Origin of the sequence: Pseudomonas rossensis, from assembly GCF_039888995.1 — a bacterium.
GTDB classification, from domain to species: domain Bacteria; phylum Pseudomonadota; class Gammaproteobacteria; order Pseudomonadales; family Pseudomonadaceae; genus Aquipseudomonas; species Aquipseudomonas rossensis.
The window spans coordinates 1-240 of the sequence record NZ_JBBWCB010000377.1; the positions used below are offsets into that span (position 1 = coordinate 1).

Sequence of the window (240 nt, forward strand, 5' to 3'; positions counted from 1 at the left end):
GCACCCCACGGTGCCATCGTCGACGAGTTCAACCCTGTGTTCGTTGGAGGCCGTCCCGGCGGAGCGAAGCGGGGTCGGGTTGTCGGGGGCTTGAGCGGGATGCCTGGCAGGCGACGGTGGCGGGGACTGGTGCGGTTCTGTCCACGCGTATGAACTGCTGGGGGGGATTCGTGGACTCATAAACACTCCATGATGAGTGGAAAAAGGTAAAAAAGAAAAACAGGCGCGCAGGTGGTGACG

General features: G+C 61.7%; 1 protein-coding gene. It reads right to left on the minus strand.

Features of this window, described 5'->3' with window-relative positions:
* A partial coding sequence (locus WLY71_RS30950) for a hypothetical protein (RefSeq protein WP_347806612.1) occupies positions 1-180 on the minus strand: 180 nt, incomplete at its 3' end.
* Positions 181-240 lie beyond the last annotated feature (60 nt).